We start from the raw sequence: 24,555 nt of genomic DNA, 5'->3' as shown, positions 1-24,555 counted from the left end.
GCCGACAAGATCGCTTTATCGGCCGGTTACGCCGGCAGCCCGGCCTTGAGCAGACCGGCCTCGTAGCGCGCCCGGTCGGGCTCGCGCTTGTAGCGCTGGGTTGTCAGATGCGCGGCGACCGTGAACGTGGGCTCGCGCTTCAGCACCTCGGCGGCATGGGCTGAGGCCGCCACCGCGTCGCCCATCTGCGCCAAGGTCGCGGCGAGGAAGGCGTGATGGGTGTGATCGGGCCGCGAGATTCGTGAGAACGCCTCGGCCGCCTCGGCGTATTTCTCGGCGCAATAGCAGGCCCGGCCGAGATGGCTCCAGAAGCGCTCCGGATGGAACGGATTGAGGCGCATCGCCCGCTTGATCCAGTCGATGCCCTCCTCCGGCCGTCCGAGCCAGGTCAGCAGTTCGCCCTGCTGCACCACGACAAGGTCGTAATTCGGGTTGAGCGCGAGCGCGCGCTCCTGGTGGAAGGCCGCCTTGTCGTGGTCGTCGCGGTTGAGGTTCAGCGCGGCGAGAATCCGGTGCACATCGCTGTCATTGTCGTCGAGCTTGAGCGCGATCTCGAGCTCGGCGGCTACCTGCGCCATGGTCGCGTCGCGGTCGGCGCACCAATTATAAACCCAGGTCTGGCCAAGCACGCAGGCCCGCCAGGCGTGGGCATGGGCGTAGTTCGGATCGAGCACGATGGCCCGCTCGAGCAGGCGCTGCGCTTCGGCATTGTCGTCCCGTGCCGAGCGGTGATGCAGCACCTTGGCGGCGAGCACGCACTCATAGGCCGCCATGTTGTCGGTCGGCTTGCGCTTGACGCGGTCATGAGCGGCGGCCTCGACACGACCCGGCAGCGTCGCCACGATCGCACGCGTCATCTCGTCCTGGATAGCGAAGATATCGGCAAGCTCGCGGTCGTAGCGCTCGGCCCAGACGTGCCGGTCGGCCACGGCATCGATCAGCTGCACTGTGACGCGAATCCGGCCGCCCGCTTTCCGCACGCTGCCTTCCAGCACATAGTCGACGGCGAATTCCTTCGCGACGTCCTGCACCTTCACGGCCTTGCCCTTGTACACGAAGGTCGAGTTGCGCGAGATCACGAGCAAATCGTGGAAGCGCGACAGCTCGGTGATGATGTCCTCGGTGAGCCCGTCGGCGAAGAATTCCTGCTCGGGATCGCCGCTCATGTTGACGAGCGGCAGCACCGCAATGGAGGGCTTCTTGGCGACCACGGGCGTCGCTGTCGCACTCCTCACCTGCTCGAGAGCGCTCCCGGAATCCGATTCGAGATGGACGCGGAAGACCCGGATTGGGCGCGCGATGTTCTTGACGGTCTGATCGCCGAGATCCTCGAAGCTCAGCCCCTCGAGCCGATCGCCGACCTGATCGCGGACCGCGCCCGAAATGCAGATGCCGCCGGGTTCGGCCAGCACCTCCAGGCGGGACGCAACGTTGACGCCGTCACCGAAGATGTCGGCACCGTCAACGATCACATCGCCAAGATTGATGCCGATGCGAAACTGCATCCACCGCGCCGGCGCGACGTCGGTGTTGCGTTTGGCCATCCGGCGCTGGACCTCGGCCGCGCACAGCACCGCATCGACGACGCTGTGGAATTCGACCAGCATGCCGTCGCCGGTGGTCTTGATGATGCGGCCGCGATTCTTGCCGATGGCCGGATCGATCAGTTCGATCCGATGGGTCTTGAGGCGCGCAAGGGTGCCCGTCTCGTCAGCCTCCATGAGGCGGCTATAGCCGACCATGTCGGCGGCGAGGACCGCAGCGAGCCGGCGCTCTGGTCCTGGCACGTCCATTTGAACGATCTGCCCGATTACCTCACGGACAGTCTAGCAAATCCCGGGATGCCACCCAAGCCTCCATAGGAGGTTCGACTGGAGCCTTGGGCGGGCGCCTCGACGGGCGGCGCGCCAGTCCGGACTCCTGCCGCCTCAGAGCATCCCGAGCGCCTGCATATAGGTCTCCAGGATGGTCTCCTGCTCCTGGCGCTCGTTGGCATCCTGCTTGCGCAGGCGCACGATGGTGCGCAGCGCCTTGACGTCGAAACCGTTGCCCTTGGCCTCGGCATAGACGTCGCGGATGTCGTCCGAGATGGTCTTCTTTTCTTCTTCCAGCCGCTCGATGCGCTCGATGATGGACTTGAGCTGGTCCTTGGCAAATCGCGTTGCGGGCTCATCCTGAACGGCGGCAGACGTGGTGGCCATCGCGTACTCCTGAAATGGCGTTGAATGGTCGCGCGAATACGCGCCACGCGCACCGCTTGCTGCGGGCGACCCTCGATTTTGGAGCGCGTTCCGTCAAGGAAACATCGCGCTCATCCACAGCGCACCCACAGGAGATACGAGCAGCCACGGAACTGATGTCACAGAGGCTGAGATTTAATGCCCGCTTTGGGCCTTCTTCATCGCCGCAAGCTGCTCCGGCGTCGCGCTGCCCTGATACTTCGCCTTCCATTCCTCGTAGGGCATGCCATAGACCGCCTCGCGGCTCTCGTCCTTGCTCACCGCAAGGCCCTTGGCATCGGCCTCTTCCTTCATCCAGTTGGACAGGCAGTTGCGGCAGAAGCCGGCAAGGTTCATCAGCTCGATGTTCTGCACATCGGTCCGGTTGCGCAGATGATCGACGAGGCGCCGGAAGACCGCCGCCTCAAGTTCCGTTCTGGTTTTGTCGTCAATACTCATTATCGTGATCCCGCTGTATGGCGCTCACCATATTGATATCAGGTGGGAATTGTCACAGATTTTGCCATATCCGCGCGCAAGACGGACCAGTTCGGCTACACTTGCCATGGTCCCACAGCGTGGGAGATGGGCGCCCGCCCGTTGACAGTGCCTGCCGGGCACGCGAAATCCTCAATGATTTGATATAGCTTCGCCGCATGAGCCCAACAGATTCTCTCGCCTCAGCTCCCCGCACCATCCGCCTGATCTTGGCCGGCATCCCGCCGGTGCTGGCGCTTGTCGCGGCATGCCTGTGGACGAGCCCGGCGGCCGCCGATTTCCGGCTCTGCAACAACACTTCGAGCCGCGTCGGGATCGCGCTCGGCTACAAGGACGCCGAGGGCTGGACCACGGAAGGCTGGTGGAACGTGTCGTCGCGGACCTGCGAGACCCTGCTGCGCGGCAATCTTGTGGCGCGCTACTACTACATCTACGGTCTCGACTACGATCGCGGCGGCGAATGGTCCGGCCAGGCCTTCATGTGCTCGCGCGACAAGGAATTCACCATCAAGGGCACCGAGAATTGCCTAGCGCGCGGTTTCGACCGCACCGGCTTCTTCGAGGTCGACACCGGCGAGCAGCGTGCATGGACCGTCCAACTGACCGAAGCCAACGAACAACAGCCGCAGAAAGTACCGGGAATGCCGGGCGGCGTGGGCCCAGGAAGCCCCGGAGCGATGCCGGGCCTGCCCAACCCGCCGCCGGGCGGAGCGCCTCCGGGCGCGTCTGGTCTGCCACCAGCCGCAACGCCCGGAAACAAACCATGAGACGACTGCGTCGAATCAAGATCCTCGCAACGCTCGGCCCGGCCTCTTCAGACAGCGCGATGATCCGCAAGCTGTTCGAGGCGGGCGCCGACGTCTTCCGCATCAACATGAGCCATACCCCGCACGACAAGATGCGGGAGCTGGTCAAGACCATCCGCAATGTCGAATCGAGCTACGGCCGGCCGATCGGCATCCTGGTCGACCTGCAAGGGCCGAAGCTGCGGCTTGGCGCCTTCGCGGAAGGGTCGACCCAGCTCAAGAACGGCCAGAGCTTCATTCTGGATTCCGACAAGACGCCGGGCGACAACAGCCGCGTCCAACTTCCGCATCCGGAGATCCTCGCCGCGCTCCGCCCGGGCCATGCGCTGTTGCTCGACGACGGCAAGGTGCGGCTGATCGCCGAGGAGACCTCGCACGACCGCGCGGTCACGCGCGTGGTGATCGGCGGCAAGATGTCGGACCGCAAGGGCGTCAGCCTGCCCGACACCGATCTGCCGGTCTCCGCGATGACCCCGAAGGACCGCGCCGACCTCGAAGCGGCGCTGCCGGAGGGGATCGACTGGGTCGCGCTGTCCTTCGTGCAGCGTGCCGAGGACGTGCTCGAGGCCAAGAAGATGATTCGCGGCCGCGCCGCCGTGATGGCCAAGATCGAGAAGCCGCAGGCGATCGACCGCCTCGCCGACATCATCGATGCGTCGGACGCGCTGATGGTGGCGCGCGGCGATCTCGGGGTCGAGCTGCCGCTGGAGCGGGTGCCGAGCCTGCAGAAGCAGATGATCCGCATGGCGCGCCGCGCCGGCAGGCCGGTGGTGGTCGCAACCCAGATGCTGGAGTCGATGATCCAGGCGCCGGTGCCGACGCGCGCCGAAGTCTCCGACGTCGCCACCGCCGTCTACGAGGGCGCCGACGCCATCATGCTGTCGGCGGAATCCGCCGCCGGCAAATTCCCGGTGGAGGCGGTCTCGACCATGAACCGCATCGGCGAGGAAGTGGAGCGCGACCCGACCTATCGCAGCATGATCAACGCGCAACGCGTCGATCCCGAGCCGACCGTGGGCGACGCCATTGCCGATGCCGCGCGGCAGATCGCCGAGACGCTCGACCTGTCGGCGATCATCTGCTGGACCTCATCCGGCTCGACCGCGATCCGGGTGGCACGCGAACGCCCGAAGGTGCCGGTGGTCGCGATCACGCCGAATCTCGTCACCGGGCGAAAGCTGTCGGTGGTGTGGGGCGTGCATTGCGTGGTTGCCGAGGACGCGCACGATCTCGACGACGTGGTCGATCGGGCCGGCTCGATCGGATTCCGGGACGGCTTTGCCAAGGCCGGCCAGCGCGTCATCATCGTCGCCGGCGTGCCGCTCGGTGCGCCCGGCACCACCAACATGCTGCGCATCGCTTCGGTCGGCCCGAACGGCGACGCACAGCCTTAACCCGCCGCGCCGGGCCACGCATCAGCGTGGCCCGAACGCTGCGCTCCAGACCATCAGCCCTGCAACGATGCGTCGAGCGTGATCTTGGTGTTGAGCAATTTCGACACCGGACATCCCGCCTTGGCCTTGCCGGCCAATTCCTGGAATGTCGCGTTATCGGCGCCCGGAATCTTCGCCGACAGCGTCAAGAGCACCGAGGTGATGGCAAAGCCGTCGCCGACCTTCTCCAAGGTCACGTCGGCCCTGGTCTCCATGTGCTCCGCGGTGAGCTTGGCTTCGCCGAGGATCAGCGACAGCGCCATCGTGAAGCAGGCGGCATGTGCCGCGCCGATCAACTCTTCGGGGTTCGAGCCGGGCTTGCCCTCGAAGCGGCTGGCGAAGCCGTAGGGGTAGTCCGAGAGCGCACCGCTCTTGGTCGAGATCGCGCCCTTGCCGTCCTTGATGCCGCCCTGCCATTTGGCCGAGCCATGGGTCGTCGTCATGCGTTGCTCCATCAGGTTGGTTGAACCCAGCCCACAAAGCTACAACGCCAATGCGACAGAAGCGTTCGCCGCGTGCCCTGGCCCTACCTTGGCCTCTGGAGCGTTTTCGAGCGAAGTGGACACCGGTTCGCGTGAAGAAAACGCGTCAAAATAGAAATCTAGCGCTTCGGTTCGATCAGAACCGAAGCGCTAGGCGCCGACCAGCGCCTTTGCCGGGGTCGTGGCCTGCACCACAAGCCCACGGGCACGTGCGTCCATCACGCCGACCGCGCGCAGCGCAAGCAGCGTCACGGTCTGCACCGCATCGCGCAGCTTGATCGGATCGTCGAGATTGGCCGGCGCCAGCGGGCCGAGCAGCGCTTCGTGCAGCGCGCCGAGCAAGGCGGTGGCGGCCAGCGCCGTATCCTGCGCCGGCAGATGGCCGGCACGCACGGCGGCATCGATGCGCATGGCAAGCTCGCCGGAAATATCGCGGCGGCTGGCGAGGCGCGAGGCGGTGACGTCGACATCGACCGGCTCGGCCAGGATGCCCCAGGCGAGCTTGCGCTGTGACAGCACGTGGACGGCAATCGTGGTCACCGCAGCGGCCAGCGCCGATGACGGTCCCGGCGCGGCATCAGCGGCGCGCCTGATCGCGGACAACTCGTCCTGCGAGACTTCCGTGATCAATTCCGAGATCAGTTCGGCCTTGGACGGGAAATAGCGATAGACCGTCCCGGCCGCGACATTGGCCCGCACCGCGACGGGTGCGATCTGGACGGCAGCCATGCCGCCAGCCGCCGCCGCGTCCCGCGCAGCCGACAGGATCGCGCTGCGCCGGGCAGCCAGCCGTTTCACGACCTGATGAGTTCGCCGGTAGACCATGGCGTTCCGTCCCCCCACCGTGCGCCCCAGCCGGCGCCCACCGGCAGAATACACGCGTCTTCAATGTTTTGAACGATTGATCCCGCAATCGCCTGAAGAAGTGAACAACTATTCAGACTGAATGACAAGCTGGAATTGTAAGGATTTTGCGACGGCCGCGTTCCACCTCCGATTGAACCGACCGCCCCTGGGGCCCAAGGAAGCACCGACCTGTTGGAATCGGTCACACAGCGCCAGCTGCCAGCAAATCCGCATGATCGGATCCGGGCCGCCATGGTGAATTGCGAGCTAAGAAAATCGCTCGAAATCGTGGCATCTGGTTCTCGCACGGCCCCCCAATTCCGCGACCGCATTTACCCGAATTTATCGGACGCCGTGGTCGAGTGCGCCCAGCGTCACGCGTGGCGTTGCCTCTGGATGTCCCCGGCCGAACCAAGAAAGCCCATGTCACTCTCGATCACCAGCAGCGTGAGCAGCCGCAGCGCGGCGCGAGGACTGGTGCCGCTGTGCGCCGCCGTGGGCGCCTATCTGTTTTATCTCTCGGCCGGCGAGATCCTGCTGCGCGATTCCGACTCGATGTGGCAGATCAGGGTCGGACAGTGGATTCTCGAACACGGCACGATGCCGACCACCGATGTTTTCTCGTTCACCCGTTTCGGTGAACCCTGGATTTCGAGCTCGTGGCTGTCGCAGGTGGTGTATGCCCTCGTGTACGGCGGCGACTGGGCAGGACCGGTGATCCTGACGTCGATCGCGATCGGCGCGACGGTCGCGGTCTTCCTGAATCTGTTGAGGCCGTATTTCGATCCGGCGCGTGCGATCCTGATCGCGGCGCTTGCGCTGCTGTTGTCGACGATCCATTTCTTCGCGCGGCCGCATGTGCTGGCGCTGCCGGTGCTGCTGGCGTTCATCGGCGGCCTGATGGCGGCCGCGGATCGCCGCGCCGCTCCGTCATGGTGGCTGCTGCCGCTGATGACGCTGTGGGCCAATCTGCATGGCGGCTTCGTGCTCGGCCTGGCGTTGATCGGACCGATCGGACTGGAGGCCGTCTGGAGCGTGGAGCCCGGCCGCCGCGGTCGGCTCGTCGTGCGATGGGGGTTGTTCGGCCTCGCTGCGCTGGCCGCCAGCTGCGTGACGCCCTACGGCTGGAATAGCCCGCTGGGTGCGACCAAGATCCTCAGTCTCGGCAAGCTGCTGACGCTGATCGGGGAGTGGATGCCGGCGGATTTCAGCAAGCCCAGCTTCTTCGAAGCCACGCTGCTCGGACTGATCGGCCTCATCTGCTATCGCGGGCTGACCCTGTCGGTGCCGCGGATCCTGCTGCTGCTCGCGCTGATCTGGATGGCGCTCAGCCATATCCGCAACATCGAGGTGTTCGCGTTCATCGCGCCGCTCGTGCTCGCCAAGCCGATCGCCGAACAATGGGGAATGGCAGGCGTCACCGCCTCCCGCTGCGGCGAAACCCGCCCGGTCCCCGTCGTCACGATCCTGGCTGCCATCGCGATGGTGATCGGCGCGTGGGTTACGACGACGAGCTTCGTCGCGCAGCATCAGTTCAAATTCCTGCCGGCGTTCTCGCCCGTTGCCGCGGTCGACGTCCTTCAGCAGCACAAGGCGCAGCGCGTCTTCAGCACCGCGCCGTTCGGCGGCTACATGGTGAGCCGCGACATGAAGGTGTTCATCGACGGCCGCGCCGAGCTCTATGGCGAGCAATTCGTGCTCGACTATTACGCCGCTCTCGATGCCCGCGACGTCGGCCAGCTGCTGGGCCTGCTCGACAAATACCGGATCGACGCCACGCTGCTGAGCTCGGACTCGCCGGCCGGAAACGCGCTGGATCATCTCAAGGGCTGGAAGCGGCTGTACAAGGACGACATCGCCGTCATCCACGTGCGATCGGACGAGACGAAGGCCGGCGCGCTCCCGGCAGCAGAGAAATCGAATTAGTCTACCCTGTAACGTTCTCCTGTATCGCGCGCTGCTTATCCCGTCATCCTGAGGTGCGAGCGGAGCGAGCCTCGAAGGATGCACGGCCCCGCTGGTGGCCGTCGATCCAGCTCAATTTCCCGTCTGAAGCTCGCCGAAGCGGTCCCAGATCTTGCCGTTGAAGCGCATCAGCTGCATCTGATCGACCGGCACGTGGTCGGCGGGGGACGTATTGACCTTGATGCCAGGCAGCAGCATCGGCAATTCCAGATCCTTGATCGCGAACGCCTGCCGCAGGATGTCGGTCGACAGATCGTCGCCGCAGGCCTTCAGAACAGCCTCCAGCGCCATTGCGCTGTTGTAGGCATTGACATAGTTGGTGTCGTGCTGATCGCCCTCGGGCACGTATCTGGTCATGAAATCGCGCCAGCCCTTCATGCCGGGATCGTCCTTCCAGGTCGGATCATCCGGATCCTTTACATAGGCCGTGGAGATAATGCCGGTGCCGGCCTCGACGCCGGCCGGCTGCATCACGGTCGAAATCCACACCGCGGTGTTGGAGAGGAACGTCATCGGCCGCCAGCCGATTTCATAGGCCTTGCGGATCGACTGCGCCGCGAATTTCGGCGTCGCCGCGATCACGAAGACGTCGGCATTGGTCGCCTTCAGCTTGACGATCTGCGAGTCGATGGTTGGATCGGTGATCTCGTAGGTCGCAACGGTGACGAGAGAATCATACTTCCCGCCGAGCACGTCCTTGAGGCCGGCAAGATAGTCGCGGCCGTAATCGTCGTTCTGCGAGATCACCGCGAATGTCGCGTTTGGATTCTTCGCCAGCGCATAGCGCGCATAGAGCCGCGCCTCGTAGCGGAACGGCGCCTGCACGCCCATCGTCGCTTGCGGGAATTGCGTGATGTCGCCGAATTTCGAGGCGCCGGAGGCCAGGAACAGCTGCGGGATGTTCTTGCTCTGCAGGTACTTTGCGATCGCGGTGTTGTGCGCGGTGCCGATCGAGGAGAAGATCAGCGCGACCTCGTCGCTCTCGACGAGGCGGCGCGTCTGCTCCACCGTCTTCGGCGGCGCGTAGGAATCGTCCAGGGAGATGAAATTGATCTTGCGGCCATTGATGCCGCCGCGCTCGTTCAGCATCCTGAAATAGCCGGCCTCGCCCTTGCCCAGCGCGCCGAACGCCGACACCGGCCCGCTATGGGGCATGGTCTGGCCGATCCTGATTTCGGTTGCTGTGACGCCGCGCATCTCGGCGGCGAATGGAGCGGTGGGCAGCAGCAGGAATGAAATGGCGCCAAGCGCGCCGAATACCTTGCGCATCGGCCTCCCCTTTTTCTTGCCGCGTTGTTGAGATGCGCGGCCGTGCCGTTTGACGGCTTGGCCTTAAGGATGCCACGGCGCCCCAACGGAGACCAAGCATATTTCGCCGCGACGATTTCAGCGGTTGCCGCGCTCCTTGACCGGGATCACGAATTTCAGCCCCGACCTCACCGCATCGACGGCACAGACCTTGATGTCGACCAGGCCGTTCGCGAGCCCGGTTTCGCGTACGACCCTGTCGTCCAGATCGGTCGCGACGCCTGAGCTCTTCTTGGGCCACGACACCCAGATCATGCCGTCGGGCGCGATCGCCTCCCGGTAGCGCCGCAGCTTGGCGCCGAGCCCCCTGGCCTCGGCGGCGAACAGATGCACGACATCGAGCGGCGCCCGCGCGGTCTTCGCGAGCTGCACATCGGCGGGCAGTTCGCCGACGATGTCGCGGTAGGGAACGGACAACCCGTCGACAAAAATACAAAAGCCCGGCTTGAGGCCGAGCTTTTGCACAATCGGTTTGCCGGAATAGCCGGCCATGGCAGGCGAGGCTTACGCCTGCGGCTGCGGCTCCAAGCCGGTGTCCGGATCGGGGCGCGGGCGCGGCTTGCCGGCCGGCGGCACGGCGGATGCGCGCGGCGTCGACGGCTCCAGCACCGACTCGCGGTTGGGCTTCTTGCCCTTCAGCAGGTCGGTGATCTCGTCGCCGGTCAGCGTCTCGAACTCGAGCAGGCCCTTGGCGAGCGTTTCGAGATCGTCGTGCTTCTCGGTGAGGATGCGGGTCGCTTCCTTGTAGCCTTCCTCGACCAGGCGCTTGATCTCGGAGTCGATCTTCTGGACGGTGGCCTCGGACGCATTCTGAGTGCGCGAGACCGACATGCCCAGGAACACCTCGTCCTGGTTCTCGCCATAGGAGACCGTGCCGAGCTCTTCCGAAAGACCCCAGCGTGTCACCATCATGCGGGCAAGGCGAGTTGCCTGCTCGATGTCGGAGGCGGCACCCGAGGTCACCTTCTCGCGGCCGAAGATCAGCTCTTCCGCGACGCGGCCACCCATCATGATCGCGAGGCGCGAGGTCATCTGCTCCAGCGACATCGAGAGCTTGTCGCGCTCCGGCAGCTGCATCACCATGCCCAGCGCACGGCCGCGCGGGATGATGGTCGCTTTGTGGATCGGATCGGTCGCGACGACGTTGAGGCCGACGATGGCGTGGCCGCCCTCGTGATAGGCCGTCAGCAACTTCTCTTCCTCGGTCATGACGAGCGACTTGCGCTCGGCGCCCATCATCACCTTGTCCTTGGCCTCTTCGAACTCGGCCTGCGTCACCATCCGCTTGTTGCGGCGGGCGGCGGTCAGTGCAGCCTCGTTGACGAGGTTCATCAGGTCGGCACCCGAGAAGCCCGGCGTGCCGCGCGCGATGGTCTTGAGGTTGATATCCGGCGCCAGCGGCACCTTGCGGACGTGGACCTTGAGGATCTGCTCGCGGCCGACGACGTCCGGATTCGGCACCACCACCTGGCGGTCGAAGCGGCCGGGACGCAGCAGCGCGGGATCGAGCACGTCGGGACGGTTGGTCGCCGCGATCAGGATCACGCCTTCATTGGCCTCGAAGCCGTCCATCTCGACCAGCAACTGGTTCAGCGTCTGCTCACGCTCGTCATTGCCGCCGCCGAGACCGGCGCCGCGATGACGGCCGACCGCATCGATCTCGTCGATGAAGATGATGCACGGCGCGTTCTTCTTGGCCTGCTCGAACATGTCGCGGACGCGGCTCGCGCCGACGCCGACGAACATCTCGACGAAGTCAGAACCGGAGATGGTGAAGAACGGCACGTTGGCTTCGCCCGCGACCGCGCGCGCGATCAGCGTCTTGCCGGTGCCGGGAGGGCCGACCAGCAGCACGCCGCGCGGAATGCGTCCGCCGAGCCGCTGGAATTTGCCGGGGTCGCGGAGGAATTCGACGATCTCCTGCAGATCCTGCTTGGCCTCGTCGACACCCGCGACGTCCTCGAAGGTGACGCGGCCGTGCGCCTCGGTCAGCATCTTGGCGCGCGACTTGCCGAAGCCCATCGCCTTGCCGGCGCCGCCCTGCATCTGCCGCGACAGGAAGATCCAGACGCCGATCAGCGCGATGAACGGCAACCAGGAGACGAGCAGCGAGACGAACCACGGCACGTTGTCGCCGGGCGCCTTCGCGGTGATCTGCACCTTGGCGTCATAGAGGCGCTTCACGAGCGACGGATCGCTCGGCGCGTAGGTCTGGAAGCTCGTGCCATTGTTGAAGGTGCCGTGAATCTCGGGCCCCTGGATCACGACGTCGCGGACATGGCCCTGATCGACTTCCGTGAGAAGCTGCGAGAACGAGATGTCCGAAGACGACGAGCGCTGGCCGGGATTTTGGAAAAGCGTGAACAACGCCAGCAACAGCAGGACAATGATGACCCAGAGGGCGAAATTCCGCAGATTGGCGTTCATGGTCTTCCTTCGTGGTCGCGCGGATCGCGGCCTCTCTCTAATCCTTGGGCAGGCTCTGTGGGAATCCCCAGGGAATCCATCCCGTCGATGCCTTTACAATCTAGGTGCCGCTGGGGTCGATGCCAAGGGAACCACGCACGACTATTTACCGCATCCTAGCGCTATTCCCGGTCAAAAAATGGCGCTGAATCCGGTGTTTTTCCGGGGTGGTTAAGCCACCTTGCCGGATTATGACAGCGATTGAAACAATCGAACCCGGCTCAGCGGGAACGTGCCCGGCGGGGCGGCGCCGGGCTGATCCTGATACGGCCGGAGGCGACGCTGATGACGGCTCCGGCAAGCGTCTGTTTCAGCTTGGATTCGCGTTGTCCCAAGGCCTCATCGATGGCCTCATCCACTGCGGCGAGCAGGGTCTCGACCTTGCCGAGCTCGGCCGGTCCCTCGTGTCCAATGCGGTCGATAGCGCGCTTGAGGAGGCGGAGGCGGATTTCCTCGGGCATCATCGCGAACAGCGCAGCGTCGAAGCCGGTGCGAGGGTTATCCTCATCTTTCAACGCAAGATAGCGCTCGGCGCCGTCGACCAGCACCTCCAGCGCGGTGTTGGCTCGCGCGATCCGAGCCGCAAGCCGCGCCAGGTTCCGCGCGTCGCCGCCCTCTCCTGCCAGCATCGGCATTAATGCGCGCAGCCGTGGCCGCGTGAAGGACGGATCGCGGTTGGTCGGATCGTCGGCAAAGCCGATGTGCGCCTTCTTCAGCGTCGCGATCAACTGCGCCTTGGAGATGTCGAGCAACGGTCGCGTCAGCATAACGCCGTCGCGCTCGGCCTCGCGCGCCATCGCAGCGAGGCCGGCGATGCCGCTGCCACGCAGCATCCGCATCAACAGCGTCTCGGCCTGATCGTCACGGGTGTGCGCGGTCAGGATATGCGTTGCGTGGTGCTTGCGCGCGGCTTGCGCGAGCAGACGGTAGCGCGCCTCGCGTGCAGCCGCCGGCACGCCGGTCGCGGGCTTGGGCCCGCTCCAGCGCAGCGTCTGGTGCGGTAGGTCGAGGCCTCGCGCCAGCCGCTTGACGTCGCGCGCCTCTCGGGCCGCTTCTGGACGCAGGCCGTGATCAACCGTGACCGCCACCAGCCGCGGTCCTTGCGCGAGCGCGCGGCGCCAGCGCGCGGCCAGCCACATCAGCGCAACCGAATCGGGACCGCCGGACACCGCAAGCACGATCGCTGGCGCACGCGCGAGGCCCGCGAACAGGCGCTTGGCGTCCCTCGCCGGGATAGCGGATTGGTCGTCAGGCATCGCAAAACCGGCATGTCGCGGAAAGGCCGGAAGCGGCCTTCCCTTGCTGGTTTAGCACTTCACGCGCTTCTGCTCGCGGTCAACCGCAGCTTTAACCCCGCCGGACGCGCGCGGGTACTTCCGCGTGATCTCGCCGAATGCGGCACAGGCGGCTTCCTTTTCCTTCAGCGCCGCCAGCGACTGGCCGAGCCGCAGCAGCGCGTCTGGCGCCTTCGCGGACTTGTCGAACTTGGTGGTCACGCCGAGGAAGGTTTCCGCAGCGTCGCGATATTGCTGGCGCTGGAAATAGCTTTCACCGAGCCAGTATTGCGAGTCCGCCACCAAGGGATCGCCCGGATACTTCTGGGCAAAGTTCTTCATGGTCTCTTCGGCGAGCGCATAGTCCTTGCGCTGCATGTAGCCGATGCCGAGGTCGAATTCGTCCTTCGACGTGGCCGACGGCGGCAATGTGGTCAGAGCCGCGCTCGCACCGGGCGCGCGCTGCGGGCTGGTGTTGCCGAGATTGAGCGGCTCGCCCGCCCCACGGCCGCCCGGCGCACCGACCGCGGCATCGCTCTGCATCGGCATCTGGCCGCCCCCACCGAGTACGCGAGGGGCGCCTGGGGCGTTCGGGTTCTGGGTCGGATCGAAGGCATCGCCGCGACCGCGGCGGCCGGAAGCGGCCGCCGGCGCCGGCTCCTGCACGATCGGCGCGGGCGCTGCGATCTGCTGTTGATCATAGCCGCCCTGCGGCTGGCGGCCATATCCTTGCTGCGGTTGGCCGTAGCCGGGTTGAGCTTGCGGGTAGGCTTGCGGCTGCTGCGCCGGCGGCACCGCCGCGACACCGGGCTGAGCCGCCGGAGCCTGTCCGCCAGAGCCGGGCGGCTGGCTGCCAAGCTGGCGCAGCCGCTCCTCGAGCTGGCGGTTGCGGTACTGCAGCTCCTCGTTCTGGCCGGTCAGCTGCCGCAGCTGGTTTTCGAGCCGCTCGATCCGCATTTCGGCATCGGAATCGTCGGATTGGGCAAAGGCCGGAACAGAAAAAACGAACAGCGCCGCAATCGCTGCGGCGGAGGAAAGAAAGTGAAGCCTGGATGACATTTTGCCCTGACGACGAGATCGACGTAAAAAGCGAGCGACATTGAAAGGCGGAGTACGCCGGAATTGTGACTGCCACTTCAAATCCGGGACAGCGTCGCGGATACCGGTTTAGTACGGACGCCGGAACAAGCAAGTGGCCAATTGCGCGCAGCTTCGTTCATCAAGATGACGTGGCGTCAGTTGTTCGTCCGCGCGGCCAAAACAAAACCGGCGCCCGGAGGCGCCGGCTTGGAAACACACATTCAGGCTCGCGTCAGGAGCTGGCGTTCAGCACCGTGACGGCTCGGCGGTTCTGCGACCAGCAGGAGATGTCGTTGCAGACCGCGACCGGGCGTTCCTTACCGTAGGAGATGGTGCGCATGCGGCTCGGATCGATGCCGCGCGAGGCGAGATAGGAGCGGACCGACTGGGCACGACGGGCACCGAGCGCGATGTTGTATTCGCGCGTGCCGCGCTCGTCGGCATGACCTTCGATGGTGAAGGAATAGCGGTTGTAAGTCTGCAGCCACTGCGCCTGCTTGTCGAGGGTCGCAGTCGCCTGCGGGCTGAGATCGGTCTGATCGCTCTCAAAGAACACGCGGTCGCCGACATTGACCACGAAATCCTGCTGGCTGCCCGGGGTCGCGGCGCTCGCCATCGCGCCATCGGCGCCCATGCCGTTCTTGTTGGCGCAGGCACCCATCGACAACGCCACCGCCAGAACCGCAGCCAGCTTCATACCCTGGAGGATACGCATCTGATGTTTCATTCCGGAGCCTCCACGCTCACGCTCTTCGTACTGTCCATTGGGTCTACAGGGCGATGGTTAAGCGAACGTTCCGTCAACCTTGACGAGACCTTGCTGGACCCCATCAAATGCCAGGCAATGGCGAAAAGCGCCCCCGATGGTTAATGGGTGGCAAATGTGGCGCGATGGTGAAGGGAAGACAAGGTTCGCCGGAACCGGCCGCTTTTGCAGGGCAATTTGGCCTGCGCGCAACAGTCGGCCGACGTCAGATCGATCAGAACGCCGGTCTGCTCAGGGATTCGGCACGATCGAAGCGCGCTCGAACGGCCGGACAATACCGTCCGGCTGCAACTGGCCTTCCCGGTCGAACAGCATGCGTCGCTCGAAGGCGCTCGAGCGCAGGAACGGATAGCGGGCGAGCACGCGTTCCCGCACCGTCGGCAGATGCGACGCCATCAAGCCGACCGGCTTCACGAGCCCGGGATAGAGCCGCGGCTCCGACCAGGTTTCGTGCAGGAACACGCGCCGGTAGAACGCCATGTGCTCGGGCCGGACCGGCGCCAGGCCGTAATCGGCATTGAAATGCACGCCCGCGGTCGAGCCGAGGCGCACCGTGACATAGGGGAGTTCCGGATTGTTCCGCGCCTTCTCGGGATCCGCAACAAAACGCGTCGAATCGATGAAAACCAGACCCTGATCAAGTTTCGGCAGCAGCACGTCGCCGAACACATCGATCGTCGGCGAGGAGCGCCAGTCCGGCGTCGCCACGGTGATGCGAATCGAGCTGCAGAGTTCGCCTTGCAGGTAGACGCCGAAGATCCACGCATTCGGCGCATCGTCGAACTGATCGGCGACGCGCTCGTCCGCTGACGGCCGGATCGCGCCTTCGCGCAGATAGGCGCGGTAGCGGAGCCGGTAGATCTCGTCTTTCTGTTCCGGGGTCTGAGCGAGGCGGTAGTCGACTTGATCTAGGGGGTCCGCAAGCCTTCCTGTCGCGGGCTTGATGGCTTCGGCCGCGGACCTCATTTAGTACTCCCTCAACAACCCAACAACTTCAGCGCGCGAGCCAAAAGATTAACAGCTTCTTAATTCTCGTCAAAGCAATCGCGGCAATACAGTTAACCTCTGACCGCAATGGCGCATTTCGTGCAGCCGAACGCCCTCACAACCATCGATTGAAGATATTCAGTCGGCTCACGCGATCGAGCGCGAGGGAACTACGTGCAGTTGCTCGTCGGTCCGCCGGCCGTGCGAGGCATTGAGCAACTGGCGGATGCGGAGCGCGGGAACCGGCCGGCTGAACAGATATCCCTGTGCTTCGGTCACCGCGCCATCGGCGCTGATCAATTCGAGCTGCTCATTGGTCTCGATGCCCTCGACCACGACCGACATGCCGAGATCCGCCGACAGCCGCGCTACCCCGCGCAGCAAGGTCAGCGGGCGATCGCTGTCGATGCCTTCGAGGAAGGAGCGGTCGATCTTGACCTTCTGCAGCGGGAAATTGTGCAGGTAGCTGAGCGACGAGTAGCCGGTGCCGAAATCATCCAGCGAGATCCGCACGCCAAGCGAACGCAGTTGCGACAGCACGTCGTGGGTCAGCTCGGTGTTGTGCAGCAGCGAGGATTCGGTGATCTCGATCTCGAGCCGGTGCGCCGGCAGACCGGAGACCTCAAGCGCATAGCGAACCTCGCTCAGCACGTCGCGCTGATGGAACTGCTGCGGCGAGAAGTTGACCGCGACGCTGACCGCTTCCGGCCACTTCATGCATTCCATGCAGGCCTTGCGCAGGATCCAGCGGCCGAGGTCGACGATCAGGCCCATGTCCTCTGCGACCGGAATGATGTCGACCGGAGACACCGTGCCGCGCACCGGATGGTTCCAGCGCAACAGCGCTTCGCAGGTCGATACCTTGCCGGACTTCAGGTTGATCAGCGGCTGGTAGAACAGCTCGAATTCCTCGTTGGCGAGCGCCTTGCGCAGATCGAGCTCGAGGATACGGCGGGCCTCGACGGTTTGCGCCATCTCGTCGCGGAAGAAGCAGAAGGTGCCGCGGCCGTCGGCCTTGGCGCGGTAGAGGGCCATGTCGGCGTTCTTCAGCAGCGTATCGGCACCGACACCGGGCGCCGTCATCGCGATGCCGACGCTGGCGCCGATCTCGACCAGATGGTTGTCGATCTTGTAGCGCTCGCTGAGGCGGTCGACGATGCGCCGTGCCAGCGCGGCGGCGTCCTCATGCGAGTGGATGTTCTGCTGGAACACGACGAACTCGTCGCCGCCGAACCGCGCCACGAAATCTTCCGGACGCAGCATCTCGCGCAGCCGCTCGGCGACCGCGCAGAGCAGCTGGTCGCCGCAGGGATGGCCGAGCGTATCGTTGACCTGCTTGAACTGGTCGAGGTCGACGAACAGCAATGCGGAGCGATGGTCGCCGTGCTGCATGGCGAGCAGCCGGCCGATCTCGTCGCGGAAATTGACGCGATTGGGCAGCGCGGTCAGCTCGTCGTAGCGCGCGAGGTGGCTGATCCTGGCCTCGGCGTCCTTGCGCTCGGTGATGTCCTCGACCAGCACGACCGTGCCGCCGCCGGCCATTGGCTGGAATGTCCAGTCTAGCGAACGGTTCTGGGCCGGATCGGGATCGCTGGTGACGATGTCGCCGCGCTGCGAACTCTCGATCTCGTAGAGAATCTGTTGCGCGGCGGCGGCCGAGATCGCGCCGGACAGGACACAGGCATTGCAGATGTCGGTCGCGCTGGCGCCGCGCTGCACGAAATCGTCCGACAGCTGCATCATCTCGATGAAGCGGTGATTCATCACCGCAAGGCGGCCGTCGGCGTTGAACATGCACAGGCCGTGCGGCATGTTGTTAAGCGCGGTATCGAACTGGCCGGCCAGCGCCGCCTCGCGCTCCTTCGCGATCCAGGCGTTGACATAGATGCGCTGCAGGCTGGAGGTGAGGTGCCGGATGGCGCTGAAGAACACCAGGCTGAGCAGCGCCAGGGCGATGTGATAGGGACCGCCGACATACATCAGCGCGGCGATCAGGGGACCGATCGACATCAACAGATGCAGATGGAAGATCTGCGGCCTGCCGAAGGTCCGCCCTACCCCCGCCGAGGTGTAGGCGACCACCGTGGTCACGCAGAGCATATGGGCTGCGGCATCCTTGGTCGTGAGCAGGACGGTGACGCCCCAGATGCCGAGCGAAATGCCGTAGGCGATGGTGCCGATCCGGTAGCGCTTCTCCCAGGTCACGGACTCTTCGATCGTGAGACGGGAATTGCGCTGCTGGTAGCGGTACATCTGCAGCGCGCGCGCCAGACCCACCACGATGAACAGCGGCACGCACAGCCAGGACAGGAGATTGCCGGTGACAGCCGCAATCACGGCGCCCGCGATGGCGGGGCCGAAGGCGCCGAAGATCATGGGCGCGGGGTTCATGAACAGGGAATCGACCAGCGCCGCGGAGATCGTCGGCGACATCGACTGGTCCGGTTCACCCGTCTGACTTGCAAACTGCATTGTGAGAGCGCGCGTCCTTTTGCAGCTCGCACTCTTACTGATCGCAGGTGAAGTCTTTCTGAGGGAACATCGTTAGCGAGTCCTTGCCGCGGACGATTGACGGCCGAAATTCACCATAAGATTCAGTGCGCTAGGCAAGAGCTGCCGGACCGCCTCCGGGGTTCCCCGGAGGAGGTCGGCGTAAGCTCACGACAACAGCGGCGACCAGGCGGGATCGGAGGCAAAACCCGGGGTCGGCACCCGCAGCTCGTTGCGCCCGGAGACGTCGATGGTGAACAGCGACGGACCGCTGTTGCCGCCGGGATCGCGGAAGAACATCACGACGCGCCCGTTCGGCGCAAAGGTCGGGCCTTCATTGTGGAAGCCCGAGGTCAGGATGCGCTCGCCCGAGCCGTCCGGTTTCATGATGCCGATCGCAAACTGTCCGCCGCCCTGCTTGGTGAAGGCGATGTAGTCGCCGCGCGGCGACCACACCGGCGTCGAATAGGTGCCGTCGCCGAACGAGATGCGCTGGGCCGCGCCGCCGGTTGCCGGCATCACATAGATCTGCGGCTTGCCGCCGCGATCGGATTCGAAGCAGAGCCGCGTGCCGTCGGGCGCGTAAGATGGCGACGTGTCGATCGCAGGCGTGTCGGTCAGCCGGGTCATCGACTTCGAACGCAGGTCCATCACGAACAGATTGGAATTGCCGCCCTGCTGCAGGCTCATGATCACGCGCTGGCCGTCGGGCGAGAAGCGCGGCGAGAACGACATGCCCGGGAAGTTGCCGACGATCTCGCGCTGGCCGGTCTCGATGTTGAGCAGATAGACGCGCGGGTCGCCCTGCCCGAACTCCATATAGGTGATCTCCTGGGTCGACGGCGAGAAGCGCGGCGTCAGCACGAGGTCCGAGCCGCGGGTCAGATAGCGCACATTGGCGCCATCCTGGTCCATCAGCGCGAGTCGCTTGACGCGGCGATCCGCCGAGCCGCTCTCGTCGACGAACACGATGCGGGTGTCGAAATAGCCCTTCTCGCCGGTCATGCGCTCGTAGATCTGGTCGGAGATGATGTGCGCGATGCGCCGCCAGTACTCGGCCGAAGTGTCATACTGCTGACCGGCGAGTTGCTGGCCGGTGTTGACGTCCCAGAGCCGGAACTCCGCCTTGACGCGCCCGTTGCCCTGGCGCGTCATCCGGCCGGTCACCAGCGCCTGCGCGTTGATGCTCTTCCAGTTGTTGAAGTTCGGCGCCGCGTCGATGTTGATCTGCTTCTCGAGATAGGCGGCCTGATCGATCGGCGCGAACAATCCGCTGCGCTTCAGATTGTTGGTGATCACCTGCGTCACGCCAACGCCGACTTCAGCGTCGCCGGGCGTGCCGGCCGCAAAATTCGGGATCGCAATCGGCACCGGCGCGAACTCGCCCCCCGGGATGGGAACCTGCTTGCGCCCGCCTTCCTGTCCGATGGCTTGACGGAAGGGCGCAGCCGCGAGCGCGGAAAAGGCGGCCATGCCGGAAATCATCTGTCGGCGGTCGAGGCGAAACATCATTGCACGCAAATTATTGTTGTCGGTCATTGTCCGTAGACTTTGTTAGCTATAGGTCAAGCGTCGCAGCTGATCTTACGTATTATTCTCTTTGAACACTGGTGCGAATGCTTTCCATTCGTCGAACCAGCCCGCAGGCAGATTGTACGGCTGACATGCGATGATCGCGCGGAGGGCGCTTTCCTGATAGACGCGCATGTAGGGCGTAGCCGGAGCGCCTTCTGCCACCGGCATGCGCGCGAGCGTGCCGTCGCGCTTCAGATCGACATCGATCACCACTTGGGTCCGCTGCTCCTCAAGGCTGCCGTAGGGCTTGTTTTTCCAACAGCGTTCGACCTGCTGCCTGAACATCGCGCCCCAGCTCGCGGAGTTGTCGGCGGCCTTGCCCTTTGCCGTGCCGAGCGCGGCATTGGCGTTGAGCGTATCGCCGGTCGCCGCAGTGCGCGTCGGATCGCGCTTGTCGAGCAGCGCTGCGATCTTGCTCTGGTCGAAGGTGCGCTCCTTCGGCTTCTGTTCCGGCGGCGGCTTGGCGGCCTGCTGGACAGGCTTCGGCGGCGGCTTCTTCTCTTCCTTCTTGATCGCTTCGGCGATCGGGTCGGGCTTCTCCAGATCGGGCTTCTTCTCGACCGGCGTCGGCTCTTCCTTCGGCTTGTTCTCGACTTTCTTCGGCGGATCCGGCTTCTTGTCTTCGGGCTTCTCCACCTTCGGCGTCGGCGCGGGCGCGGTTTCGGTCACCACCGGCGGTTTCTTTTCCTCGACCTTGCCGACCATGTCGTCGACCGGCTTGGCTTCGGCGACCTTGTCGACCAGCGGCTTGGGATTTTCCTTCTTGCCGTCCTTCTGGCCGGTCATGACATGGGAGAGCTGATCGGCGGAGATCACGTCGACCGCGACGGACTCTTCTTCGGGCATCACGAACGCCCTGGTGGAAAACGACACGAGGCCCCACCCGATCACGAGGACGTGCAGGGCAATCGACGCCGCCAGAGTCTTGTCGACTTTGACCTTCAAATCAGGCTTCCCCGTGCCTTGCCGCACATGGTGGTTATCCGCCTTCCGGAATGATGACGATATTCGCCTTAAATCCCGCGGCCCGGACCTCCCCGAGCAATTTCATCATATCCGTGTAACAGACGTCCTTGTCGCCACGGAGATAGACCACTTTCTCGGCATCCGACCGGGCGTCCCCGATCGCCTTGATCTTGGACGGAAAATCGGCGGCCGTGATCGGTGCGTCGCCCAGATAGAGCTCGACATTCGAGTTGCAGCCGCCGCCGGTGCGCTTGACCGACAGCGTCAGCGGCGGCTGGTTCGACGAGATCGACTTGCCGCCGCTCGCGACCGGCAGGTCGATGTCGATGTTCGACGTCATCAGCGGCGCCGCCACCATGAAGATGATCAGCAGCACCAGCATCACGTCGACCATCGGCGTGACGTTGATCTCGGCCATGACCGGCTTGCGCCCGCGGCGGCGTCTGCCACTACCGCCGGACCCTGCCATGCTCATCGCCATGATCGTGCGCTCACAAGAGTGACCATCGTGACCATCATTGATCTCAGCCCCGCTCGTCGATCTGACGCGACAGGATGGCGGAGAACTCGTCGGCGAACCCCTCCAGGCGCGCGGCCTGCCGGTTCACCTCCGAGGTGAACTTATTGTAGAAAATAGTCGCCGGAATTGCGGCAATCAGGCCGATTGCGGTGGCAAACAGCGCTTCCGCGATACCGGGCGCGACCACCGCCAGGGAGGTATTTTTCGATGCCGCGATCGACTGGAAGCTCGACATGATGCCCCAGACGGTGCCGAACAGGCCGACAAAGGGGCCGGCCGAGCCCACGGTCGCGAGCACCAGCAGCCGCCGTTCCAGCCGCTCCACTTCCCGGGCGATCGAGACGTTCATGACCTTCTCGATCCGGGCTTGCAGGCCGGCAAAGGACCGCGACTGGCTCTCGAAGGAGCGCTTCCACTCCCGCATCGCCGCCACGAAACAGGCCGCCATCGACTGGGTCGGCTTGGCGGACAGGGCCCGATAGAGTTCCTCGATCGACTGACCGGACCAGAATGCCTGCTCGAACTTGTCCATCGCCCGCTTGGTGCGGGCGTAGAGCAGGACCTTGTCGATCGCGATCGCCCAGACCCACACCGAGCAGGACAGAAGTCCCAACATCACGCATTTGACGACCCAATGGGCCTGCCAAAACAACGCGATCAGCGACACATCGCTCGATGCCAGTGGCAGAGTTGACTGAGCCACGTCGGCGGGATTCATCGGCAATATCCTCTCAACGCAAGTGTCCCAATTCGGCGGGCCGCCAATCGGCACCGGTTCCGCGGCCGCGCGCCCGGCGCGGCAAAACTGCGCGAGAGCCTCTTACATCTGTCGCATGGGGGGCCCGTCCAAAGCCGGGCCCTGCTTCCCCTGCCAACATGTCAAAACGAGGGCTTTTCACGCGGCATTCCGACCCTAACCAAACGCTAATCATGGTTAAGGCGAGGTTACCAAAGGGAAATTTGGAGGCGGGAAATGCCGCCGGAGGAGACGGTTGGCGGGTTCCGGAGATGAATGGCTTCGACCGGATGGAGGGTGGGCGGCGACACGCCCGGAGAGACCGGCTTCTCGGTGTCATCACCCGCGCATGCGGGTGATCCAGTATTCCAGAGACAGCAGTGCTTGAACTGAGAAGCCGCGGCGTACTGGGCGGCCGGTCGAGCCGGGCGATGACAGGTGTAGGTTGGGACGCAAATTCGCATTCTCGCGACATGAATTGCCCGAGCTTTGCTCTTCGTTCCGCCCTCTCTAGAACAGAGGGCGCAGGGAAAGCCGGGTGCCGATCGCACCCATGGGCCCCGAGCAAAAGGTAGAAAGCTCGGGGGTAGGACCACAGGTGTAACCGGAGCAATCCGGCTTTCCCTGCGCGATGGCTTACGGCTTACTTCGTGCTCTCCCCGGCGAGACTTGGCTTTTTTGTCACCGTCTCGCGAAGATGCTTCGCATCTCGCGGGAGACACCTGCCACTAGGGCGTCGGGACCACACGACTTCACCGTCCGCTTCATGCGCACTCGTCAGTTGCGCTATCGGCGTCCACCGCATCTCGACCCACGTTCGTGACGACCGCGAAGCGCCCCTCGATCGGGTGAGACGGGGAGACCATACACTGAGTTGAACTTCTGATAAAGCGAAATATTTTCGCCGCGGGGGCTTGCGCCGTCGGGCAACTCAGTGGCACGCGCGCGTGAGGGAGCCTCGGAGGCGTGCTCGCCTCACCGTCACTTCCAGCACATACTGCGCTCGCCCCGGAATGACGGAGGCCCGCGCTCTCAAGTCAGATGCCGCACGATCGCAAGTCCGGCGAACAGACCCGCGATCGACAGTGCCACCGAGCCCACCACATACAGCGCGGCAAGGCCGAGCTCGCCGCGCTCATAGAGCAGCGCGGTGTCGAGCGAGAAAGCGGAGAAGGTGGTGTAGCCGCCGAGGATGCCGGTCATCAGGAACAGCCGCCACGGCTGCGAGGCCTCGCCCTTGAAGGCGAGGTAGCCGGCGATCAGGCCCATCACGGTCGAGCCCGTGATGTTGATGATGAGGGTGCCGTAGGGAAACGCGGTGCCGATGCTGCGCGCGCAGGTGACGTTGATCAGCTGGCGGAGCGTTGCGCCGAGACCGCCGCCGAAGAACACCAGAAGATAGCTTGCCGCCTGCCCCATCCGCGCTTTGTGCCGCATGGCCGCGGCCGCCGCAAGGAGCACCAATAGAAAAGGGCGGCAGCCGAAGCCGCCGCCCAGAAAATCGTCATCCGAGGCTTAGCCGGCCTTGCCGAACAGCTCGTCGACGTAATCCCAGTTGACGAGGCTGTCGACGAACGCCTTCAGATAGTCAGGACGGCGGTTGCGGTAGTCGATGTAGTAGGAGTGCTCCCAGACGTCGACGCCGAGGATCGGCACCGCGCCGTGGACCAGCGGGTTCTCGCCGTTCGGCGTCTTGGCGATCTCGAGCTTGCCGCCCTTGACCTGCAGCCAGGCCCAGCCGGAGCCGAACTGGCCGACGCCGGCAGCGGCGAAATCGGTCTTGAACTTCTCGAAGCCACCGAGGTCTTCGTTGATCTTCTTCTCGAGCCTGCCGGGCAGCTTGCTGCCGCCGCCGTTCGGCTTCATCCACTTCCAGAAGTGGATGTGGTTGTAGTGCTGGCCGGCATTGTTGAAGACGGCCGCGTTCTTGCCGAACGAACCCTTTACGATCTCCTCGAGGGACTTGCCTTCGAATTCGGTCCCCTTGATCGCGTTGTTGCCGTTCGTGACGTAGGCCTGGTGATGCTTGTCGTGGTGAAACTCCAGCGTTTCCTTGGACATGTAGGGAGCAAGGGCGTCGTGGGCGTAGGGCAGATCGGGTAGCGTGAAGGTCATGGGTGATGTCCAACAGAGGGTGG

The 24,555-nt window shown here is 64.5% G+C and carries 22 protein-coding genes; 3 read left to right on the top strand and 19 right to left on the bottom strand.

Features of this window, described 5'->3' with window-relative positions; genetic code table 11:
* Positions 1-26 precede the first annotated feature (26 nt).
* The 3 genes from ABIB78_RS01005 to ABIB78_RS00995 form a co-directional block, all read right to left on the bottom strand.
* A complete protein-coding gene (locus ABIB78_RS01005) occupies positions 27-1,793 on the bottom strand; it encodes an adenylate/guanylate cyclase domain-containing protein (RefSeq protein ID WP_429020411.1) in 1,767 nt (588 codons plus the stop codon).
* Positions 1,794-1,928: 135 nt separating this feature from the next.
* The gene (locus ABIB78_RS01000) at positions 1,929-2,201 is read right to left on the bottom strand and encodes a DUF2312 domain-containing protein (protein WP_029085502.1); all 273 of its coding nucleotides are present in this window, start codon (positions 2,199-2,201) and stop codon (positions 1,929-1,931) included.
* A gap of 174 nt (positions 2,202-2,375) precedes the next feature.
* Positions 2,376-2,678, bottom strand: a complete 303-nt coding sequence (locus ABIB78_RS00995) for a DUF1244 domain-containing protein (RefSeq protein WP_429020409.1) — start codon at positions 2,676-2,678, stop codon at positions 2,376-2,378.
* 197 nt (positions 2,679-2,875) lie between these two features.
* Between ABIB78_RS00995 and ABIB78_RS00990 the strand changes: the two genes are divergently transcribed.
* Positions 2,876-3,484: a DUF1036 domain-containing protein gene (locus tag ABIB78_RS00990; RefSeq protein WP_429020407.1), complete on the top strand. Its 609-nt coding sequence runs from the start codon at positions 2,876-2,878 to the stop codon at positions 3,482-3,484.
* Entirely contained in the window at positions 3,481-4,917 is a 1,437-nt protein-coding gene (gene pyk, locus ABIB78_RS00985) for a pyruvate kinase (protein WP_429020405.1), read from the top strand. Before ABIB78_RS00990 ends, pyk begins: the two co-directional genes overlap by 4 nt.
* Positions 4,918-4,970: 53 nt before the next feature.
* On the opposite strand, the gene ABIB78_RS00980 is transcribed toward pyk, so the two are convergent.
* Positions 4,971-5,399 carry an OsmC family protein gene (locus ABIB78_RS00980; protein ID WP_429020403.1) on the bottom strand — a complete coding sequence of 143 codons (429 nt, stop codon included), beginning with the start codon at positions 5,397-5,399 and terminating at the stop codon, positions 4,971-4,973.
* Positions 5,400-5,588: 189 nt separating this feature from the next.
* Entirely contained in the window at positions 5,589-6,263 is a 675-nt protein-coding gene (locus ABIB78_RS00975; protein WP_429020401.1) for a TetR/AcrR family transcriptional regulator, read from the bottom strand.
* 444 nt (positions 6,264-6,707) lie between these two features.
* Between ABIB78_RS00975 and ABIB78_RS00970 the strand changes: the two genes are divergently transcribed.
* Positions 6,708-8,210 (top strand): hypothetical protein, encoded by a 1,503-nt coding sequence (locus ABIB78_RS00970; protein ID WP_429020399.1) that lies wholly within the window; start codon positions 6,708-6,710, stop codon positions 8,208-8,210.
* 111 nt (positions 8,211-8,321) lie between these two features.
* Here ABIB78_RS00970 and ABIB78_RS00965 read toward each other — a convergent pair whose 3' ends face one another.
* The 14 genes from ABIB78_RS00965 to ABIB78_RS00900 form a co-directional block, all read right to left on the bottom strand.
* Positions 8,322-9,518 (bottom strand): ABC transporter substrate-binding protein, encoded by a 1,197-nt coding sequence (locus tag ABIB78_RS00965; protein WP_429020397.1) that lies wholly within the window; start codon positions 9,516-9,518, stop codon positions 8,322-8,324.
* Positions 9,519-9,635: 117 nt separating this feature from the next.
* Positions 9,636-10,049 (bottom strand): DUF3052 domain-containing protein, encoded by a 414-nt coding sequence (locus ABIB78_RS00960; protein ID WP_429020395.1) that lies wholly within the window; start codon positions 10,047-10,049, stop codon positions 9,636-9,638.
* A gap of 12 nt (positions 10,050-10,061) precedes the next feature.
* Positions 10,062-11,984 carry an ATP-dependent zinc metalloprotease FtsH gene (gene ftsH, locus ABIB78_RS00955; RefSeq protein WP_076861218.1) on the bottom strand — a complete coding sequence of 641 codons (1,923 nt, stop codon included), beginning with the start codon at positions 11,982-11,984 and terminating at the stop codon, positions 10,062-10,064.
* A gap of 260 nt (positions 11,985-12,244) precedes the next feature.
* Complete coding sequence (gene tilS / locus ABIB78_RS00950) at positions 12,245-13,279, bottom strand: tRNA lysidine(34) synthetase TilS (protein ID WP_429020393.1); 1,035 nt, start codon at positions 13,277-13,279, stop codon at positions 12,245-12,247.
* 51 nt (positions 13,280-13,330) lie between these two features.
* Positions 13,331-14,356 (bottom strand): tol-pal system protein YbgF, encoded by a 1,026-nt coding sequence (gene ybgF, locus ABIB78_RS00945; protein ID WP_429020391.1) that lies wholly within the window; start codon positions 14,354-14,356, stop codon positions 13,331-13,333.
* A gap of 253 nt (positions 14,357-14,609) precedes the next feature.
* On the bottom strand, positions 14,610-15,104 hold the full coding sequence (gene pal, locus ABIB78_RS00940; RefSeq protein ID WP_429020390.1) for a peptidoglycan-associated lipoprotein Pal: 495 nt from the start codon (positions 15,102-15,104) through the stop codon (positions 14,610-14,612).
* A gap of 270 nt (positions 15,105-15,374) precedes the next feature.
* On the bottom strand, positions 15,375-16,109 hold the full coding sequence (locus tag ABIB78_RS00935) for an N-acyl amino acid synthase FeeM domain-containing protein (protein WP_429020388.1): 735 nt from the start codon (positions 16,107-16,109) through the stop codon (positions 15,375-15,377).
* Positions 16,110-16,277: 168 nt separating this feature from the next.
* The gene (locus ABIB78_RS00930) at positions 16,278-18,602 is read right to left on the bottom strand and encodes a putative bifunctional diguanylate cyclase/phosphodiesterase (RefSeq protein WP_429020386.1); all 2,325 of its coding nucleotides are present in this window, start codon (positions 18,600-18,602) and stop codon (positions 16,278-16,280) included.
* A gap of 186 nt (positions 18,603-18,788) precedes the next feature.
* Positions 18,789-20,132: a Tol-Pal system beta propeller repeat protein TolB gene (gene tolB, locus ABIB78_RS00925; RefSeq protein ID WP_429021493.1), complete on the bottom strand. Its 1,344-nt coding sequence runs from the start codon at positions 20,130-20,132 to the stop codon at positions 18,789-18,791.
* Positions 20,133-20,204: 72 nt separating this feature from the next.
* Positions 20,205-21,140 (bottom strand): cell envelope integrity protein TolA, encoded by a 936-nt coding sequence (locus ABIB78_RS00920; protein ID WP_429020384.1) that lies wholly within the window; start codon positions 21,138-21,140, stop codon positions 20,205-20,207.
* Positions 21,141-21,174: 34 nt separating this feature from the next.
* Entirely contained in the window at positions 21,175-21,642 is a 468-nt protein-coding gene (locus ABIB78_RS00915; RefSeq protein ID WP_429020382.1) for a biopolymer transporter ExbD, read from the bottom strand.
* Between the two features lie 43 nt (positions 21,643-21,685).
* The gene (gene tolQ / locus ABIB78_RS00910; RefSeq protein ID WP_353702349.1) at positions 21,686-22,399 is read right to left on the bottom strand and encodes a protein TolQ; all 714 of its coding nucleotides are present in this window, start codon (positions 22,397-22,399) and stop codon (positions 21,686-21,688) included.
* A 1,050-nt stretch (positions 22,400-23,449) separates the two neighbouring features.
* The gene (gene crcB, locus ABIB78_RS00905; RefSeq protein WP_429021491.1) at positions 23,450-23,836 is read right to left on the bottom strand and encodes a fluoride efflux transporter CrcB; all 387 of its coding nucleotides are present in this window, start codon (positions 23,834-23,836) and stop codon (positions 23,450-23,452) included.
* A gap of 96 nt (positions 23,837-23,932) precedes the next feature.
* Positions 23,933-24,532, bottom strand: a complete 600-nt coding sequence (locus ABIB78_RS00900; RefSeq protein WP_021078629.1) for a superoxide dismutase — start codon at positions 24,530-24,532, stop codon at positions 23,933-23,935.
* Between the last annotated feature and the right edge of the window lie 23 nt (positions 24,533-24,555).

Source organism: Bradyrhizobium sp. I1.14.4, assembly GCF_050435825.1.
In the GTDB taxonomy this organism is placed as follows: Bacteria; Pseudomonadota; Alphaproteobacteria; order Rhizobiales; family Xanthobacteraceae; genus Bradyrhizobium.
Note: the sequence above shows the minus strand (reverse complement) of the source record. Positions and strands in the feature narration are given on the sequence as shown.

Coding starts and splice junctions, on each gene's coding strand:
- pal (WP_429020390.1), bottom strand. CDS start 15,104: ATGAAACATCAGATGCGTATCCTCCAGGGTATGAAGCTGGCTGCGGTT.
- ABIB78_RS00930 (WP_429020386.1), bottom strand. CDS start 18,602: ATGCAGTTTGCAAGTCAGACGGGTGAACCGGACCAGTCGATGTCGCCG.
- crcB (WP_429021491.1), bottom strand. CDS start 23,836: ATGGGGCAGGCGGCAAGCTATCTTCTGGTGTTCTTCGGCGGCGGTCTC.
- ABIB78_RS00980 (WP_429020403.1), bottom strand. CDS start 5,399: ATGACGACGACCCATGGCTCGGCCAAATGGCAGGGCGGCATCAAGGAC.
- ABIB78_RS00900 (WP_021078629.1), bottom strand. CDS start 24,532: ATGACCTTCACGCTACCCGATCTGCCCTACGCCCACGACGCCCTTGCT.
- tolQ (WP_353702349.1), bottom strand. CDS start 22,399: ATGAATCCCGCCGACGTGGCTCAGTCAACTCTGCCACTGGCATCGAGC.
- ABIB78_RS01000 (WP_029085502.1), bottom strand. CDS start 2,201: ATGGCCACCACGTCTGCCGCCGTTCAGGATGAGCCCGCAACGCGATTT.
- tilS (WP_429020393.1), bottom strand. CDS start 13,279: ATGCCTGACGACCAATCCGCTATCCCGGCGAGGGACGCCAAGCGCCTG.
- ABIB78_RS00960 (WP_429020395.1), bottom strand. CDS start 10,049: ATGGCCGGCTATTCCGGCAAACCGATTGTGCAAAAGCTCGGCCTCAAG.
- pyk (WP_429020405.1), top strand. CDS start 3,481: ATGAGACGACTGCGTCGAATCAAGATCCTCGCAACGCTCGGCCCGGCC.
- ABIB78_RS00970 (WP_429020399.1), top strand. CDS start 6,708: ATGTCACTCTCGATCACCAGCAGCGTGAGCAGCCGCAGCGCGGCGCGA.
- ABIB78_RS00995 (WP_429020409.1), bottom strand. CDS start 2,678: ATGAGTATTGACGACAAAACCAGAACGGAACTTGAGGCGGCGGTCTTC.
- ABIB78_RS01005 (WP_429020411.1), bottom strand. CDS start 1,793: ATGGACGTGCCAGGACCAGAGCGCCGGCTCGCTGCGGTCCTCGCCGCC.
- ABIB78_RS00915 (WP_429020382.1), bottom strand. CDS start 21,642: ATGGCGATGAGCATGGCAGGGTCCGGCGGTAGTGGCAGACGCCGCCGC.
- tolB (WP_429021493.1), bottom strand. CDS start 20,132: ATGATGTTTCGCCTCGACCGCCGACAGATGATTTCCGGCATGGCCGCC.
- ABIB78_RS00975 (WP_429020401.1), bottom strand. CDS start 6,263: ATGGTCTACCGGCGAACTCATCAGGTCGTGAAACGGCTGGCTGCCCGG.
- ABIB78_RS00935 (WP_429020388.1), bottom strand. CDS start 16,109: ATGAGGTCCGCGGCCGAAGCCATCAAGCCCGCGACAGGAAGGCTTGCG.
- ABIB78_RS00965 (WP_429020397.1), bottom strand. CDS start 9,518: ATGCGCAAGGTATTCGGCGCGCTTGGCGCCATTTCATTCCTGCTGCTG.
- ybgF (WP_429020391.1), bottom strand. CDS start 14,356: ATGTCATCCAGGCTTCACTTTCTTTCCTCCGCCGCAGCGATTGCGGCG.
- ABIB78_RS00990 (WP_429020407.1), top strand. CDS start 2,876: ATGAGCCCAACAGATTCTCTCGCCTCAGCTCCCCGCACCATCCGCCTG.
- ftsH (WP_076861218.1), bottom strand. CDS start 11,984: ATGAACGCCAATCTGCGGAATTTCGCCCTCTGGGTCATCATTGTCCTG.